Source organism: Gryllotalpicola protaetiae (assembly GCF_003627055.1).
Taxonomy (GTDB): Bacteria; Actinomycetota; Actinomycetes; order Actinomycetales; family Microbacteriaceae; genus Gryllotalpicola; species Gryllotalpicola protaetiae.
In genome coordinates, this window is sequence record NZ_CP032624.1 from 1263814 (window position 1) to 1278234 (window position 14421).

The window sequence follows — 14421 nt, forward strand, 5'->3', positions numbered from 1 at the left end:
CGCCTACGCCGTCGGCAGTGCTCGCGTGAGCTCTTCGAGCCACGCGAATCGGCCGTCTGCCGCGATCTCGCCGAAGAGATAGACCTCTTGGCTGCCCGTGGAGCCATCTCGGCCCGTGACGGTGATGACGTGCCGCTCGGCGTAGGACGCGCCCTGCGTGAGCTCGCCCTTCACCTCGATGTCGATGTGCTCGACGAACCCGCGCAGCTGGGTGAGCTGAGCGGCGAACGCGGCGCGGTCGATCCACGTTCCGTCCGTGGATTGGCGGTAGTCGTCGGCGACGTGCCGGGTGAGCGCGTCTTCGACCGTCAGATCCGTTGCGCCGAGCAGGTCACGCAAGGCTGCGGAGATCGATGGCATAGGGCTCTCCTTCGGGTAGAGAGATTGTGCGATGCCACCACGCTAGCGTGCGCCGATGCTGATCAGCGCCGGATTACGCGCGCGGTGCGAGCGGCTGGTCGATCGGCAGCACCGGCCAGCCGCGCTGCGCGGCCAGGTCGAGCATCACCGGATCGGAGCCGACCACGACCGGCGCCGCGACTCGCTCGAGGAGCGGCAGGTCGCTCGAGTGGTCGCCGTAGCCCCAGCTCGGGGTCGCCTCTGCGAAGTCGGCGAGGTACTCGCCGACGGCCGCGCTCTTGTCGTCGCCGATCATCGCTGCGCTGATCACCCCGGTGTACCGGCCGTCGGCGCCGACCTCGAGCTCTGTGCAGTAGAGCCCGTCCACGCCGAGCTCATCGGCGAGCGGCTGCAGCGGCGGCGCGAAAGAGCCGGAGACCAGCACGACGTGCGTGCCGTCTCGCTGATGCCCGCGCAGGAGCTCAAGCACGTTGGAGCGATAGAAGCCGGGCTGCTCGCTGAGCTCGGCGAACCACTCGCGCCCGGCCGCGTGGACCTGGTCGACCGGCTGGCCGGCCCAGATTCCGTAGTACAGGCGGTTGAACTCGCTGCGGTCGAGCGTCACGACCTGCCCGGCGAGCTCGCGGAGCCGCTCGGGGGAGATCATCGACGGCACGCGCTTCAGGTAGTAGAGCAGGAACGACTCAAGCGTGCGCACCGAGAGCAGGGTCTCGTCGACGTCGAAGAACGCGACGCCGGCAGGGTTCACTGCTCGCCCTGGCCCTGTGCCGCGACCTGCGCGCGCACCTCGTCCATGTCGAGGGCGCGGGCCTGCGCGATGAGGTCGTCGAGGGCGGGCTTGGGCAGCGCGCCGGCCTGCTGGAAGAGGCCGATGCCGTCGCGGAAGACCATCAGCGTCGGGATCGCCTGGATGCCGAGCGCCCCGGACAGCTCCGGCTCTGCGTCACTGTCGAGTTTGCCGAAGACGATGTCTGAGTTCTCTTCGGAGCTCGCGTCGAAGATCGGCGCGAACATCTTGCACGGGCCGCACCAGTCGGCCCAGACGTCGACCAGCACGATGCCGTCGCCGAGCACGGTGTTCTCGAAGGTGTCCTTGGTCAGTTCAACGGTGGCCATGGGTCAATCCTCCCCCGCGATGCGCAATTGCGTGTGGCGCTGCGCCAGGTCGACCGTCGCGTGCCGCTCGCGGCGCGCGCCGTCCGGGCGCCCGCCGACGTAGATCCAGCCGAGCAGCGCCTCGTCGACGGTGAGGCCGTGCAGCTGCGCGACCGGCGCCGTGCGCGTGAACGGCCCGGTGCGCCACATCGCGCCCCAGCCGGCGTCGTCGAGCAGAAGTGTGAGCAGGTGGGCGACGCCCGCAGCAGCGGCGTCCTGCTCCCAGCGCTCGGCCTTCCGGCTTTCGCGATAGCTCACGACGACGGCCAGCAGCAGCTCGGCGCGCAGGGGCTTGCGTCTCTGAGAGGCGGCGGCGTCGGCATCCGCCCCTGCCGCCGTCGCAGCCGCGGCGAGCGCATCGCCCAGCCGTTCGCGCGCCGCACCGCGCAGCTCGATCACCCGCCAGGGCGCGAGCCCGGCGTGATCGGCGGCGGTCGCCGCGGCCTCGAGCAGGCGCTCGATCTCTTCGGTGCTCGGGGTCTCTGCGGTGACCTTCGAGTACGAGCGGCGCGCGAGCACCGCGTCATAGACGGTCACTGCTCTGCCCCCAGGGCGCGTTCGAACACGAAGTCATCCTCCCAGCGATCGCCGAGGTGGAAGCGCTTCACCCCGACGCGCGCGAAGCCGCTCTTCTCGTAGAAGCGCTGGGCGCGCAGGTTCTCCTGATTGGTGCCCAGCCAGACGGATGCTGCGCCGCGCTCGGCCGCCTGCGCGACGGCCGCGGCCATCAGCGCCGCGGCGACGCCCGCGCCGTGGTGCTCGGGCGCCACATAGATCTTGCTGAGCTCTGCGGTCGGCCGACGTGCGAGCTGGGCCGCCACCTGCGGGTCGTAAGGCTCGCCGAAGACGAGCATCGCGTAGCCGGAGAGGCCGGAGCCGTCATCGGCGAGAAGCACCACGCGCTCGGCATCCGCGATGTATTCGGTGAATCTGGCGGACGTCAGATTGGCCGCGATGAAGGCGGCGACATCGGATGCCGGGGAATCAGGCGGGCACGCCAGTGGAAAGGTGAGCGCGGCGAGCTGCGCGACGCGCTCGGCGTCGGCACGGCCTGCTCGGGTGATCTGCACGGGCACCCATCCAGCCTATGGGCAGACTCCCAGCCGGCGACGACTCGTTCCGAATAACATAAATACATGTTGTACACGCGAGGTTTCGTACTGGCAGGGGTCCTGGCCACCGCACTGACTCTCGCCGCCATGGCCGAGCTGCCGGCAAGCGCCGAGGCGGCGCAGGCGCGGCGCGCCCTGGACTCCACCGACCGTGACGCGCTCGCCCGCCTGGGCCGCGCCGTCGACGCCCACACGTTCCTGCCCGAGCGGCTGCGCGAGCCCGACTTCGACATCGCCGGGCATGCACGGGACGCCGCGGACATCGCCGACGGCCGCACGCGCCAGGCGTTGCTCGTGCTCGCCGACTCCGCCTCGCGCAGCGCGCTCGAGTTCCTGGTCGACTACAACATGGCCGCCGGCGCTTGGGAGGCCGCGAGCGGCATCCGGATGCCTGCCGCGAGCCCTGCCGCCGCATGACCTGAGAGGCGGTGCGCCCACCACCTGAGGGCCGCCGCCCTACGGCGTGATCAGCTGCTGGATGGCGGCGCCGTAGAGGCGGGCGACCCTCGCACGGTTCTCGGGCGTCGCCGAGTCGCCGCCGACGGCGTCCCAGGAATGGATGAGCCCGACGAGCTGAGCGGAGACGAGCCATGCCCGCACGAGGGCGTCTTCGCCCTGCATCCGCTCGCTCAATTTCTTTACCAGCAGGCGGCTCATCGAACCGTCGAGCTCGACGCGGACGATTTCGTGGTCGCTGGCGCGCACCAAGGCGCGGAACGTCTGACGCAGGTGAGTATGGGCCGGGTCCAGCAAATAGGCGGCGAGCCTCTCGCCGACGGTCTCGAGCGGGCCGTCGAGGTGCGGGGCGAAGTGCTCGTCGAAGCCGATCACCCGTACGAAGAGCTCGTCCTTCGAGTGGTAGTGCCGGATGACGAGCGCAGGGTCGACCCCTGCCGCCGCCGCGATCTCGCGAATCGAGACCGCGGCATAGCCCTTCGCCTCGAACAGCTCACGCGCCGCGTGCGCGATCGCCTGCTTCGTGGGCGTCTCCGTCGCTGCTGCAGCCATGCCTTCAGTCAACACTGTTGACAAGCATCCGTCAACGGTGTTGACTAGATCAATCGTCAACAGTGTTGACATTCACGTACACACAGCGAAGGAGACGGGGATGCAGGTCGCAGAAGCAGAGGCCGAAGAGCAGCTGGAGGTGGAGGCCGAGCACATCAGCGGCGGCAAGGCGACGCTCTGGCTGATCATCGTGGGCCTCGGCGCACTTGTCGTGTCACTCGCGCAGACCCTGCTGGTGCCGGTGCTCGCAGATCTCCCCGAGACGCTGCACTCGGACACCGCGACGGTCAACTGGCTGCTGACCTCGACGCTCCTGGCGGGCGCGGTCGCCATCCCCTTCCTGGGCCGCTTGGCGGACATGTGGGGAAAGCGCCTCATGCTGCTCGTCGCCCTCGGAGCGATGGTGGTCGGCTCGCTCGTCACCGCTCTCTCCGACAACATCACGATCCTCATCGTCGGCCGCGCGATCCAGGGCGTGGCCGGGGCGGCGATCCCGCTCGGCATCAGCCTGCTCGCGACGCTGCTGCCCAAGAGGCGCCGTGCGAGCGCCATCGCCACCATCTCGGCCATGCTCGGCGTCGGTGGCGCACTCGGCCTGCCCTTCGCCGGGCTCATCGTCCAGCACTGGGACTTCCACATGCTGTTCTGGATCACGGCCGTCGGCGCCGCGGTCGCTGTGCTCGGCATTCTCATCTGGGTGCCCGAATCGCACGACCGCCAGGGCGGCCGTGTCGACGTGGCGGGCGCGCTGCTTCTCGCCGGGGCGCTCGTCGCCCTGCTGCTGCCGCTGTCAGAGGGCTCGGACTGGGGTTGGGGCTCCGCTCGAGTGATCTGGCTCTTCGCCGCCGCCGCCGTGCTCTTCGCCGCGTTCGGCCTCTGGGAGGCGCGGCACAAGGCGCCGCTGGTCGACCTGTCGTCACTGGCTCGACGGCCCGTGCTGCTCACCAACATCGCGTCGATGTTCATCGGCTTCGCGCTCTTCGCCTCGATGATCGGCACGGCGACCTACGTCGAGATGCCGAAGGAGACCGGTTACGGATTCGCCGCCTCGACGCTCACCGCGGGCCTCACGATGCTGCCCTCCGGCCTGTGCATGCTGATCTTCGCGCCGATCGCGGCGCGTCTGATCAACTCGATCGGCGCGGGCCGCACGCTGTCGATCGGCGCGTTCATCGTTGCAATCGGCTGGGTGCTGCGCATCTTCGTGCACGCCGAACTGTGGCACGTGGTCCTCGGCTCGACCGTGGTGGGGATCGGAACCGGCATCGGCTACGCCGCGATGCCCGCGCTGATCAGCGCGTTCACGCCGCACAATGAGCTGGCCTCTGCGAATTCCGTCAACACCGTGGTGCGCACCCTGGGGTCGTCGCTCGCGACCGCCATCGGCGGCACGATCCTCGCGACCTTCACCATCACTCTCGGCAGCTACGAGTTCCCGTCGCTGGGCGGCTACCGGGTGCTGTTCGCGATCTGCGCCGGCGCGGCACTGCTCGCATCCGTGCTGGCGCTGTTCACGTCGGGCCGCGGGCGCGCGGCCGCGGTGAGTGCCTAGAGCCGTCGCAGCCCAACCACCTCGCTGGTTGGGCTGCGACGGCTCGCCGCGGTGACGCGCCGCCGGTCCCGCGTAATAGGGAGTTGATCTTTCCTCATATTATAGGGACACTCGTCGGTGACAACCGGTTGAGCGGGCCCGAAGACTTGAGGAGGCGGCGTTGCCGGAGCGCGACGGAGTGGAGACCAAAGCAGGCGCAAGTCCTGGAGGAACAACGGTAGCCGGCTCTCCATTTCGCGTGCCCGCACTGGACGGCATTCGCGCCATTGCCGCAATATTCGTGGTGCTGTTCCATCTTCACGTGGGCTTCTCACGGGGCGACTCGGGCGTCGACATCTTCTTCGTCTTGAGCGGCTTCCTGATCACAAGCATCCTCATGCGCGGCGCTCGTCAGGGGCGCATCGACTTTGCCAAGTTCTATTGGGGCCGAGCGCTCAGGCTGCTGCCCGTGTACTTCGCTGTCATGGCCGTCGCCGTCGCCATCGCCGTCGCCTGGCACCTCGGAGGCAGCACATTGCGCGGCGCGTTGTTCTCCTTCCTCTACGTCTCGAACTGGGCCGCGGGTTCCGGGGAAGGGCTCGGACTGCTGACCCACACCTGGTCTCTGTCGATCGAGGAGCAGTTCTATCTTGTTTGGCCCCTTGCGCTGATCGGGATCGTCACGGTGTCCCGCGGAAATGGCCGCAAGGCCGCGATTGGTGTCGGCGTGCTCACCGTCCTCGCATACCTCGCGCTTCTTGCGTGCTGGTTCGGGGGCACTTCGACGACCTTTGCGTGGAATTTCACGCCTGCGCGCGGCATGGAGTTGCTCGTCGGGTGTTCCCTTGCGCTGGTGGTTTCGGAATTCAAGGGTGTCCGGCTCCCGGGGGCGGCATGGCATCTGCCTGACATCCTGGGCCTGGCATCCGTCGCCGGTCTCATTGCGATCGCCAATGTGCAGCCGCACAGCGAATGGTTCGAAATGCTCGTCGAGTGGCCTCTAGTGGCGGGCGTCACGGCGCTCCTCATACTCGTGTGTCTCAACCGGGATGCCAAGGTCACCCAGCGGGCGCTCTCTCTGGGCCCGCTCACCACGGTGGGAAAGATGTCGTACGGACTTTACTTGTGGCACTTCCCTGTGTTCTTCGTCATCGACGCGAGCATTGGACTTGAGCATTGGAGTGCGAAGTTGCTGGCGATGGGGATCGTCGCGGCCATCGTGCCGCTGTCGTACCGATTCATCGAGCAGCCGTTCCTCAGGCTCAAATCGAGCGGGACTCCCAATGCGGTGCGGCAACGCATGGCCGCGGTTCTCGGCCGGACCGGGCTGCGCCACGTTCCGACGGAGTAGCTCTCTGGGCACCTGCGCCGCGTAACCCTGCGATTCGCTCGGGCGCTTCCGACATGGAAGCCACCGGCTCGCTACCACCGAACTGTTCGCGGGATTGAGCGGCATCCGCCACACAGGAATAGGTTTGAGCCTGTGAGTGCACACTTTGACGTCGTTGTTCTCGGTGCAGGGCCTGGCGGCTATGTCGCGGCCATCCGCGCCGCTCAGCTCGGTCTCAAGACCGCCATCATCGAAGAGAAGTACTGGGGCGGCATCTGCCTCAACGTGGGCTGCATCCCGTCCAAGGCGCTGCTGCGCAACGCGGAGCTCGCCCACATCTTCCACAACGACGCGAAGACCTTCGGCATCTCGGGCGAGGTGAGCTTCGACTACGGAGTCGCGTTCGACCGCAGCCGCTCCGTCGCGGATGGGCGCGTCAAGGGCGTGCACTTCCTGATGAAGAAGAACGGCATCACCGAGTTCAACGGCCGCGGCCACTTCCTCGACGCGAACACCATCGAGGTCGCGAAGGCCGATGGCTCGACCGAGATCGTCTCGTTCAACAACGCCATCATCTCGACCGGCTCGACCGTGCGCCTCCTGCCCGGCGTGCAGCTTTCGGACAACGTCGTCACCTTCGAATCACAGATCCTCACTCGCGAGTTGCCGAAGTCGATCGTCATCGTCGGCGCGGGCGCGATCGGCATGGAGTTCGCGTATGTCCTCAAGAACTACGGCGTCGACGTCACGATCATCGAGTTCCTGCCGCGTGCGCTGCCGAATGAGGACACGGATGTCTCGAAGGAGATCCAGAAGCAGTACAAGAAGCTCGGTGTGAACATCCTGGTCGACACCAAGGTCGAGACCGTCGTCGACAACGGCTCGGCCGTCACGGTCAGCTACGTCGGCAACAAGGACGGCGCAGCCGGTTCGATCACCGCAGACAAGGTGCTCATGTCGATCGGCTTCGCGCCGAACGTCACCGGCTACGGCCTCGAGTCGACCGGCGTCGCCCTGACCGACCGCGGGGCGATCGCGATCGACGACCACATGCGCACCAATGTGCCGCACATCTACGCCATCGGCGACGTCACCGCCAAGCTCCAGCTCGCCCACGTGGCGGAGGCGCAGGGTGTCGTCGCGGCCGAGACCATCGGCGGTGCCGAGACCATGACGCTTGGCGATTACCGCATGATGCCGCGCGCGACCTTCTGCCAGCCGCAGGTCGCCTCGTTCGGCCTCACCGAAGAGCAGGCGCGCGCCGAGGGCCACGACGTCGTCGTCGCCCAGTTCCCGTTCACCGCCAACGGCAAGGCGCACGGCCTCGCCGACCCGACCGGCTTTGTCAAGGTCATCGCCGACAAGGAGCACCTCGAGCTGCTCGGCGCGCACATGATCGGACCGGATGTCTCCGAGCTTCTGCCCGAGCTGACGCTCGCGCAGAAGTGGGACCTCGGGGCTTACGAGCTCGCGCGCAATGTGCACACGCACCCGACGCTGTCGGAGGCACTGCAGGAGGCGTTCCACGGGCTCACAGGGCACATGATCAACTTCTAGGCGCGCACCTCAGGCCCTGACAGGGGCAGCTTCGACCGTGATCTGTTCAGGTTGCGCTGCCAGCAAGTGGGCGAGCCTCACTGCGAGTGTCGCCGCGAGGAACGTTGGGTTCGCCTCTGCCGAGGTCGGGAAGACCCCGCTGGTCGCGAGGTAGAGATTGGACGTCCCGTGAACGCGGCAATCACGGTCGACCACCCCATCGGTCGGATTGTTGCTCATCCGAGTCGTACCGATGCTATGGAAGCCGTCAGTGGACTGCTCCCAGGCCATGGCCCGCACGCTCGCCGCGTCGGGTGCGAGGTATTCGAGCCTGCCGATGCCCGCGGAGCGAAGCTCCTGATCCAACAACTCATGACAACGCAGCAGAGAGTCGATGTCCTTTTCGAGGTAGCGGTAGTCCACCTCGAGCTTCGAAACGCCGTCGGCCTGCGATAGCCGAAGCCTGCTCTCCGCATTGGGCAGCTGCTCCGCGTGATAGTGCAGGGCGTATCGTCCCCCGTCGTTGCGAAGGATGAATCCCGGCTTGCGCACTGGCGAGACGTAGCGGCGAAGAATGACGTCGCTCACGTCCGTCACGGCACGCAATGGGCGACGTAGGATGTTGCGGATGTGCGCACCGATACGGTACGGACGGGGGCCAATGTGACGGAGCCGAATCCCCTCTGCGAGGATCGCTCGACCCACCGGCGGAATCACCAAACCAAGAAAGACGAGAGAAAGCGTGGCGTTCCGATGCTGGTACTCGTAGAACGGAGGGTTGTCGAGGTAAAAGCTCGTGTTTAGAACGCGATGACGCCGCTGCGCCTCTTCGGACAGAGTGAATCGTCGTCGGATGTATGTGTCGAACTCGTCGCGCACGAAGTCGAGGTCGGCCGCCCGAGTGGGGTCGTCAAGCACGATCTCAGCGATGCTGCCAGTCGCGTGCCCCATATAGTACCGACCGAGCGGGCCGTCGACTCCGCCGAAGGATCCGGGCCTCTCGTGCTGCACGCCGAGAAGAAATCGGGCGATTTCGAGCCCGCCCATGGCAAGCACGTACGACTTCGCCCTCAGGCGGGCGGGGGCGCCCTCGCGGTTGACGACGAGCGCCGCAACCGAGCCATCGGCAGCGAAGTCGATCCGCTCGAGCCGGGTGCTCATCAGCGTGCTCACCGAAGGGTGCGCAACGACGCGAGCCCCGAGTCGCGGACCCAACTTCGGTCGGCGAGCCCAGCGCTCGAGGTTCGACATCGTGAAGTCGTTAAGCCCCTCCCAATCGGGCTTGTCCGACCGGAACACCGCTGAGCCGCAATCGAGGTGGCTCGCGGCCGCCGCGTACCACGGGGCGACATCATCGATGGTGATAGGCCACTCTCCTTCTGGGACGAAATCGCGCACCTCGAAGTCGATCGGCTCGAATGCGACGCACCTTCCGCCCCAGAGCCACGACGTGCCACCGATGCCTTGACGGGTTGTCAACTCCAGCGGCGCGTGGCGCGCCGCATCCACGATTTCCGTCCGCTGGGTTGACGGTGCGACCACGTTGCGCTTCCCGGACTCGAGGTCACCGGCGTCCACGAGAAGCACTGTGCGATCCAATTGCGCCATCTCCATCGCGAAGGCGAGGCCCACGGGCCCAGCCCCGACAACCACACAGTCGTATTCCGCAGCCAGCGCCTCACTTGAAGCTACAACAGCCATGATGTCCCCTCAGCCCGGTCGAGCAGCAGTTCAGTTGAATGGGTCGCGTCATCGCGTCGGCCGCATGCCGATGACGCGGGCGGGAACCCCGGCAGCGATGCACTGAGGCGGCAAGTCTTTGGTGACAACGGCGCCGGCGGCGACGACCGCGCCGTCGCCGATCGTGACCCCGGCGAGCACGACGACGTTTGCGCCCAGCCAGACTCCATCGCCAATGACGATGTCGCGCTCGATCTTGGGTTGGTCGATCGGATAAGTGCCCTGGACAGTCCCGTAGTTCGATGCGGTGATGGTGACGTGTGGCGCGAGCAGGCAGTATGCGCCGAGCGTCACGCGCCCTGTGGAATTCCCGGCCCACACGATGTCGAATTCCCCGATGCGCGTGCCCTCACCCAGGCGAATCCGTTCACCGTTGTGGAACGAGGCGTTCGGAGCGATTCGCACGCCATCACCCCGGTCGAGCTTGCCCACTTCCCGAACGTGCGAGTACGACGCGAAGTGGAGCAGTCGGAGCGCATGCAGCCAGGTGCGGATGTCGAGCACCGAACGCGCTGCACCGCCGGTCTTGCTCAAAGTCGTCTCGCCGCCATGCCCGACTCGCGCCGGCTGTGCCGCTGCCTCTGATCGAATTGCCGTCATCACGGACGTGACGATATCTCATCTATGCTGAAGGTGCCGCCCCCACTAAACGGGGCGCACGCCCGACGTGCCAGCGCCCTAGGCTGGCGACCCAGCAGACTGCAAACCATCCGAGAGGCCAGACCATGGTTGACGGCGTCAGCGTGATCATTCCGGCGCACAACGAGGCGCACGTGATCGGCGGCACCCTTCGCCGACTTGTCGACACCGACATCGAAGGGCGACTTGAGTTGATCGTGGCGACCAACGGGTGCACCGACCGCACCGGCGAGATCGCCGCATCTGTGTCACCGCGGGTTCGAGTGATCGAAGTGGATGCCGCTTCCAAGATCGCTGCGCTCAATGCCGGCGACGAAGCATCGACCTGGTCGACGCGCGCCTATCTCGACGCGGACATCGACATCACCGCAGACGCACTGTTGGCCTCGGCTGATGCACTGGGCGATGGCCCGATGCTCGTCTCAGCACCGCGCATGCTTGTCGACACTGCGGGCTCAAGCGCCCCTGTGCGGATGTACTACAGGGTTTGGGAACTCACGGACTACCGCCTGCACGGCATGGTCGGTTCCGGCATCTACATTGTCTCAGGCATCGGCCGTGCACGGTGGGGCAGTTTTCCCGATGTCATCGCCGACGACCTGTTCGCGCAACGCCAGTTCGCGGAGCACGAGCGTCTCGAGTTCAATGGGGCCACCTTCACGATGCGCGCCCCGCGCGACCTTCGCACCTTCCTTCACCGCCAGACGCGGATTGTCGCCGGAAACCGTGAGGCCGCAGCGCACTATCCGGAACTGGAGCGCATGACGGTAGCGCCGGGCGTGTGGGCACTGATCGGCCGGCTGCTTCGCCGCCCATGGCTCTGGCCTGCGGCGCTCGTCTATACGTATGCCTCCCTCGAGCCGCGCCGCCGCGCCGCCGTGGTGCGCGCACGCGGCGCGGCGCAGAGCTGGAACCGCGATGAGACCCGACGGGTGTCTGCAGTCCAGAACTGACTCGGATCAGGGCGACTGATCGGCGGGCTATGGCCCGGTCGGGCGACCCCGCTTCGCAACGGCCCGGAAGGGGTCAGGGGCGCGCTTGTGATAGCGCCGCGTCGTCGCCATGGGGAGGTGCGCGTGCGATGACCTTCAGATCCTTGCGTTTTCATAACTGAATATTGCTCACCCCTCAGATTGGGGGACGTGAGGATCCCTCAGTGCAGGTTAGCGTCTCAGTAGTCGAGCAATTCTCACCCCCGAGACGAGACGATGACTACCGACGCACACCCTCTACTTCCCGTCGCGAGGACGGTCTCAACCCCCCCCTCCCCCCGCGCTGAGACCAGACGCTCCCCCGAGGCGCGTCTGTCCCGGCGCTACCTCTCCCGACTGCGCGTCACCGATGCCGCGGTCATCGCCCTCGCGATGGGGACAACCTTCGTACTGCGCCTCGCCGGCAACGGCGCCGACGGGCGCGGTGCGGTCATCATGCAGGCCGCGATCTGTCTAGCCGTCGGCGCGTGCTGGTATCTGCTGCTGGGCGTGATCGGCTGCCGTGACCGCCGGCAGCTCGGCGTCGGCGCCACCGAATACAAGAACCTGCTGACCGGCAGCGTGATCCTGTTCGGCGCGGTCGGCATCGCCGACCTCCTAATCGGAGCCCACCTCGGCCGCGAATACGCAGTCGCTTTCCCCATCGGTGTCATCGGGCTCGCGCTTACCCGGTGGGGCTGGCGCAATTGGCTCGCCGCCACAGGCAAAGAACGCCGCTACCTGCGCCGCGCCCTCGTCGTCGGCTCACGTGACGATGTGCGCTATGTGATGCGTCAGATCCAAGCATCCGGAAGCCCGGCCTACAACGTGATCGGAGCAGCGGTCGCAGAGTTGGGCGACCCCTACCTCCGGGAGGGCGAGCAGCGCATCCCGGTGCTCGCCGGCTATGCGAACGTCGCAGAGGCCGCGACGGCAGCGGAGGTCGATGAGGTCATCGTTGCGAGCCAACCGCACGACGGCGGCGAGTTCGTACGCAACCTGAGCTGGAGCCTGGAAGGATGCGGCGCCGACTTGGTGCTGGCCTCCCGCCTGGTGGATGTCGCGGGGCCGCGCGTGCACTTCACTCCGGTGCAAGGCCTGCCCCTGATCCACGTCGAGATCCCGCGGTTCGACGGCGGCAAGCACGTGTTGAAGCGGTTCGTGGACATCATCGGCGCATCCCTCGCACTGGTCATGCTCTCACCCGTCTTCGTCGTCGTCGCCGCCCTGATCCAGCTCGACGACCACGGTCCGGTCTTCTTCCGGCAGACGCGCGTCGGCAAGGACGGCACACAGTTCCGAATGGTCAAGTTCCGATCGATGGTGACGGATGCCGAGGCCAGACTCGCATCGCTGCGCACCGCGTCGGACGACGGCAACGGAATGCTGTTCAAGCTGAAGGTGGACCCTCGCGTGACGCGAGTCGGCCGGTTGCTGCGCAAGTACTCGATCGACGAGTTCCCGCAGTTCTGGAACATCCTCATCGGCGAGATGAGCCTGGTCGGGCCGCGCCCGCCGCTCCCTGCCGAGGTTGCCGAGTATGCCAACCCCGTGCACCGCCGGCTGTACATCAAGCCGGGCCTCACGGGCCTGTGGCAGATCAGCGGACGCAGCGACCTCAGCTGGGACGAGAGCGTTCGGCTCGACCTCTACTACGTCGAGAACTGGTCACTCGCCGGCGACCTGATGATCCTGTGGCGCACCGTACGTGTGCTGCTCAGCCCGGTCGGAGCCTACTGATGTCGATCTCAGCCGAACCCGCCGCAGACCCGTCGGCACCGCGTATCGAGCCGACCGCCGACGTCGACCCACGGGCCTCGATCGGCGACGGCACCCAGGTGTGGCACCTCGCGCAGGTGCGCGAGCACGCCCACGTCGGGGCACATTGCGTGCTCGGGCGGGGGGCATATGTCGGGCCGAGTGTCATCGTCGGACAGAACTGCAAGCTGCAGAACTACTCGCTCGTATACGAGCCGGCCCTGCTCGAAGACGGGGTCTTCATCGGCCCAGGGGCTGTTCTGACCAATGATCTGCACCCGCGCGCGATCACCGTCGACGGCGGACTCAAGACGGAAGACGACTGGAACATGGTCGGCGTCATCGTGCGCCGCGGAGCGGCCGTCGGTGCTCGCGCCGTCTGCGTCGCGCCGGTCACCATCGGCCGCTGGGCGATGGTCGCCGCTGGTTCCGTCGTGACCCGCGACGTGCCCGACTTCGCGCTCGTCGCCGGCGTGCCTGCCAAACAGATCGGCTGGGTCGGCCGCGCCGGTGTCAAGCTCGCGCAGCAGCCCGACGGCAGCTGGCGCTGCCCCGAGACGGCCGAGATCTACCGCGAGGCCGACGGCGCTCTGAGCCGCGTGGAGGAGTCATGAAGCTACGTCGCATCGTGATCGCCGCGATCGCCGCGGCATCCGTCATCGTCGCCGCCGGCGTGGTCGTCTCGTTCCTTCCGACGAAGTCGGGGCACAGCGTCGCGCAGACCGTGCTCGGCGGCGCGCCGACACCGCGCACGACGGATGCCGGCAGCGGAAGCAGTCTGCACGCGCCCGGCCTCTCATCCCCGCAGCCCTCCGCACCATCGAAGTCGAAGTCGTCGAAGAAGCAGGACAACTCGCTGATCGCGGGCGTCGGCCACGGCGGCTCCGAGCAGATCCCAACGGCAACGCCGACGCCCTATCGGCTGCACCCGACCCCGGTGCCCACCAAGATCGCCGCGGACGATGTCACGATCGCACCGAACTCCAAGGTCGCCTCCAAGTCGGTCAAGACGACGGACGGCACGACGCAGGTGCTCATCGACGCGACCACCACGAGCAAGCCCGCCGACACGGTCGCCTTCTACCAAGGCGTGTTCACCTCGCTCGGCATGACCGGACAACCGGTTCCAGCCGTCGGCGGCGCGACGGCGATTGCGTTCAGCAAGGGCCCGAGCGCCCTCACCCTGACTGTCAGCCCGCACGACAAGGGCAGCAGCTACCTCATTCACGGCGTACTTCGCACGGGCGCCTAGAGAACCACCCACCTGAATCCCGACCCAGG

Annotated in this window: 16 protein-coding genes; 8 read left to right on the forward strand and 8 right to left on the reverse strand. The window is 67.1% G+C overall.

Annotated elements, in window-relative coordinates:
- Positions 1-3 precede the first annotated feature (3 nt).
- The 5 genes from D7I44_RS06230 to D7I44_RS06250 form a co-directional block, all read right to left on the reverse strand.
- Positions 4-360 (reverse strand): nuclear transport factor 2 family protein, encoded by a 357-nt coding sequence (locus D7I44_RS06230; RefSeq protein WP_120788697.1) that lies wholly within the window; start codon positions 358-360, stop codon positions 4-6.
- A 73-nt stretch (positions 361-433) separates the two neighbouring features.
- Positions 434-1108: an HAD family hydrolase gene (locus tag D7I44_RS06235; RefSeq protein WP_120788698.1), complete on the reverse strand. Its 675-nt coding sequence runs from the start codon at positions 1106-1108 to the stop codon at positions 434-436.
- The gene (gene trxA / locus D7I44_RS06240) at positions 1105-1476 is read right to left on the reverse strand and encodes a thioredoxin (protein WP_120788699.1); all 372 of its coding nucleotides are present in this window, start codon (positions 1474-1476) and stop codon (positions 1105-1107) included. The genes D7I44_RS06235 and trxA overlap by 4 nt, the downstream gene beginning before the upstream one ends.
- Positions 1477-1479: 3 nt before the next feature.
- Positions 1480-2052, reverse strand: coding sequence for a nitroreductase family protein (locus D7I44_RS06245; RefSeq protein ID WP_245980059.1), 573 nt, complete (start codon positions 2050-2052; stop codon positions 1480-1482).
- Positions 2049-2591, reverse strand: coding sequence for a GNAT family N-acetyltransferase (locus tag D7I44_RS06250; protein WP_120788700.1), 543 nt, complete (start codon positions 2589-2591; stop codon positions 2049-2051). Before D7I44_RS06250 ends, D7I44_RS06245 begins: the two co-directional genes overlap by 4 nt.
- A gap of 60 nt (positions 2592-2651) precedes the next feature.
- On the opposite strand from D7I44_RS06250, the gene D7I44_RS06255 reads away from it, so the two are divergent.
- A complete protein-coding gene (locus D7I44_RS06255) occupies positions 2652-3044 on the forward strand; it encodes a hypothetical protein (protein ID WP_162940092.1) in 393 nt (130 codons plus the stop codon).
- A gap of 39 nt (positions 3045-3083) precedes the next feature.
- On the opposite strand, the gene D7I44_RS06260 is transcribed toward D7I44_RS06255, so the two are convergent.
- The gene (locus D7I44_RS06260; protein WP_162940093.1) at positions 3084-3635 is read right to left on the reverse strand and encodes a TetR/AcrR family transcriptional regulator; all 552 of its coding nucleotides are present in this window, start codon (positions 3633-3635) and stop codon (positions 3084-3086) included.
- A gap of 100 nt (positions 3636-3735) precedes the next feature.
- On the opposite strand from D7I44_RS06260, the gene D7I44_RS06265 reads away from it, so the two are divergent.
- The 3 genes from D7I44_RS06265 to lpdA all read left to right on the forward strand — a co-directional run bounded on the left by D7I44_RS06265 (position 3736) and on the right by lpdA (position 8053).
- Positions 3736-5187 (forward strand): MFS transporter, encoded by a 1452-nt coding sequence (locus D7I44_RS06265; RefSeq protein ID WP_120788703.1) that lies wholly within the window; start codon positions 3736-3738, stop codon positions 5185-5187.
- A 238-nt stretch (positions 5188-5425) separates the two neighbouring features.
- The gene (locus D7I44_RS06270) at positions 5426-6517 is read left to right on the forward strand and encodes an acyltransferase family protein (protein ID WP_162940094.1); all 1092 of its coding nucleotides are present in this window, start codon (positions 5426-5428) and stop codon (positions 6515-6517) included.
- A 132-nt stretch (positions 6518-6649) separates the two neighbouring features.
- Complete coding sequence (gene lpdA / locus D7I44_RS06275) at positions 6650-8053, forward strand: dihydrolipoyl dehydrogenase (RefSeq protein WP_120788705.1); 1404 nt, start codon at positions 6650-6652, stop codon at positions 8051-8053.
- 9 nt (positions 8054-8062) lie between these two features.
- Here the strand turns inward: lpdA and D7I44_RS06280 are convergent, their stop codons facing one another.
- Complete coding sequence (locus D7I44_RS06280) at positions 8063-9664, reverse strand: GMC family oxidoreductase (RefSeq protein ID WP_245980061.1); 1602 nt, start codon at positions 9662-9664, stop codon at positions 8063-8065.
- Positions 9665-9781: 117 nt separating this feature from the next.
- Positions 9782-10372 (reverse strand): acyltransferase, encoded by a 591-nt coding sequence (locus D7I44_RS06285; RefSeq protein WP_120788707.1) that lies wholly within the window; start codon positions 10370-10372, stop codon positions 9782-9784.
- 125 nt (positions 10373-10497) lie between these two features.
- Between D7I44_RS06285 and D7I44_RS06290 the strand changes: the two genes are divergently transcribed.
- The 4 genes from D7I44_RS06290 to D7I44_RS06305 all read left to right on the forward strand — a co-directional run bounded on the left by D7I44_RS06290 (position 10498) and on the right by D7I44_RS06305 (position 14392).
- Entirely contained in the window at positions 10498-11364 is an 867-nt protein-coding gene (locus D7I44_RS06290; protein ID WP_120788708.1) for a glycosyltransferase family 2 protein, read from the forward strand.
- Between the two features lie 411 nt (positions 11365-11775).
- The gene (locus D7I44_RS06295) at positions 11776-13122 is read left to right on the forward strand and encodes a sugar transferase (RefSeq protein ID WP_162940095.1); all 1347 of its coding nucleotides are present in this window, start codon (positions 11776-11778) and stop codon (positions 13120-13122) included.
- Positions 13122-13754 (forward strand): acyltransferase, encoded by a 633-nt coding sequence (locus D7I44_RS06300; protein WP_120788710.1) that lies wholly within the window; start codon positions 13122-13124, stop codon positions 13752-13754. The genes D7I44_RS06295 and D7I44_RS06300 overlap by 1 nt, the downstream gene beginning before the upstream one ends.
- Positions 13751-14392 carry a hypothetical protein gene (locus D7I44_RS06305; protein ID WP_120788711.1) on the forward strand — a complete coding sequence of 214 codons (642 nt, stop codon included), beginning with the start codon at positions 13751-13753 and terminating at the stop codon, positions 14390-14392. The genes D7I44_RS06300 and D7I44_RS06305 overlap by 4 nt, the downstream gene beginning before the upstream one ends.
- Positions 14393-14421 lie beyond the last annotated feature (29 nt).

Coding starts and splice junctions, on each gene's coding strand:
- D7I44_RS06255 (WP_162940092.1), top strand. CDS start 2,652: ATGTTGTACACGCGAGGTTTCGTACTGGCAGGGGTCCTGGCCACCGCA.
- D7I44_RS06300 (WP_120788710.1), top strand. CDS start 13,122: ATGTCGATCTCAGCCGAACCCGCCGCAGACCCGTCGGCACCGCGTATC.
- D7I44_RS06285 (WP_120788707.1), bottom strand. CDS start 10,372: ATGACGGCAATTCGATCAGAGGCAGCGGCACAGCCGGCGCGAGTCGGG.
- D7I44_RS06290 (WP_120788708.1), top strand. CDS start 10,498: ATGGTTGACGGCGTCAGCGTGATCATTCCGGCGCACAACGAGGCGCAC.
- D7I44_RS06295 (WP_162940095.1), top strand. CDS start 11,776: ATGGGGACAACCTTCGTACTGCGCCTCGCCGGCAACGGCGCCGACGGG.
- D7I44_RS06230 (WP_120788697.1), bottom strand. CDS start 360: ATGCCATCGATCTCCGCAGCCTTGCGTGACCTGCTCGGCGCAACGGAT.
- D7I44_RS06260 (WP_162940093.1), bottom strand. CDS start 3,635: ATGGCTGCAGCAGCGACGGAGACGCCCACGAAGCAGGCGATCGCGCAC.
- D7I44_RS06265 (WP_120788703.1), top strand. CDS start 3,736: ATGCAGGTCGCAGAAGCAGAGGCCGAAGAGCAGCTGGAGGTGGAGGCC.
- trxA (WP_120788699.1), bottom strand. CDS start 1,476: ATGGCCACCGTTGAACTGACCAAGGACACCTTCGAGAACACCGTGCTC.
- D7I44_RS06305 (WP_120788711.1), top strand. CDS start 13,751: ATGAAGCTACGTCGCATCGTGATCGCCGCGATCGCCGCGGCATCCGTC.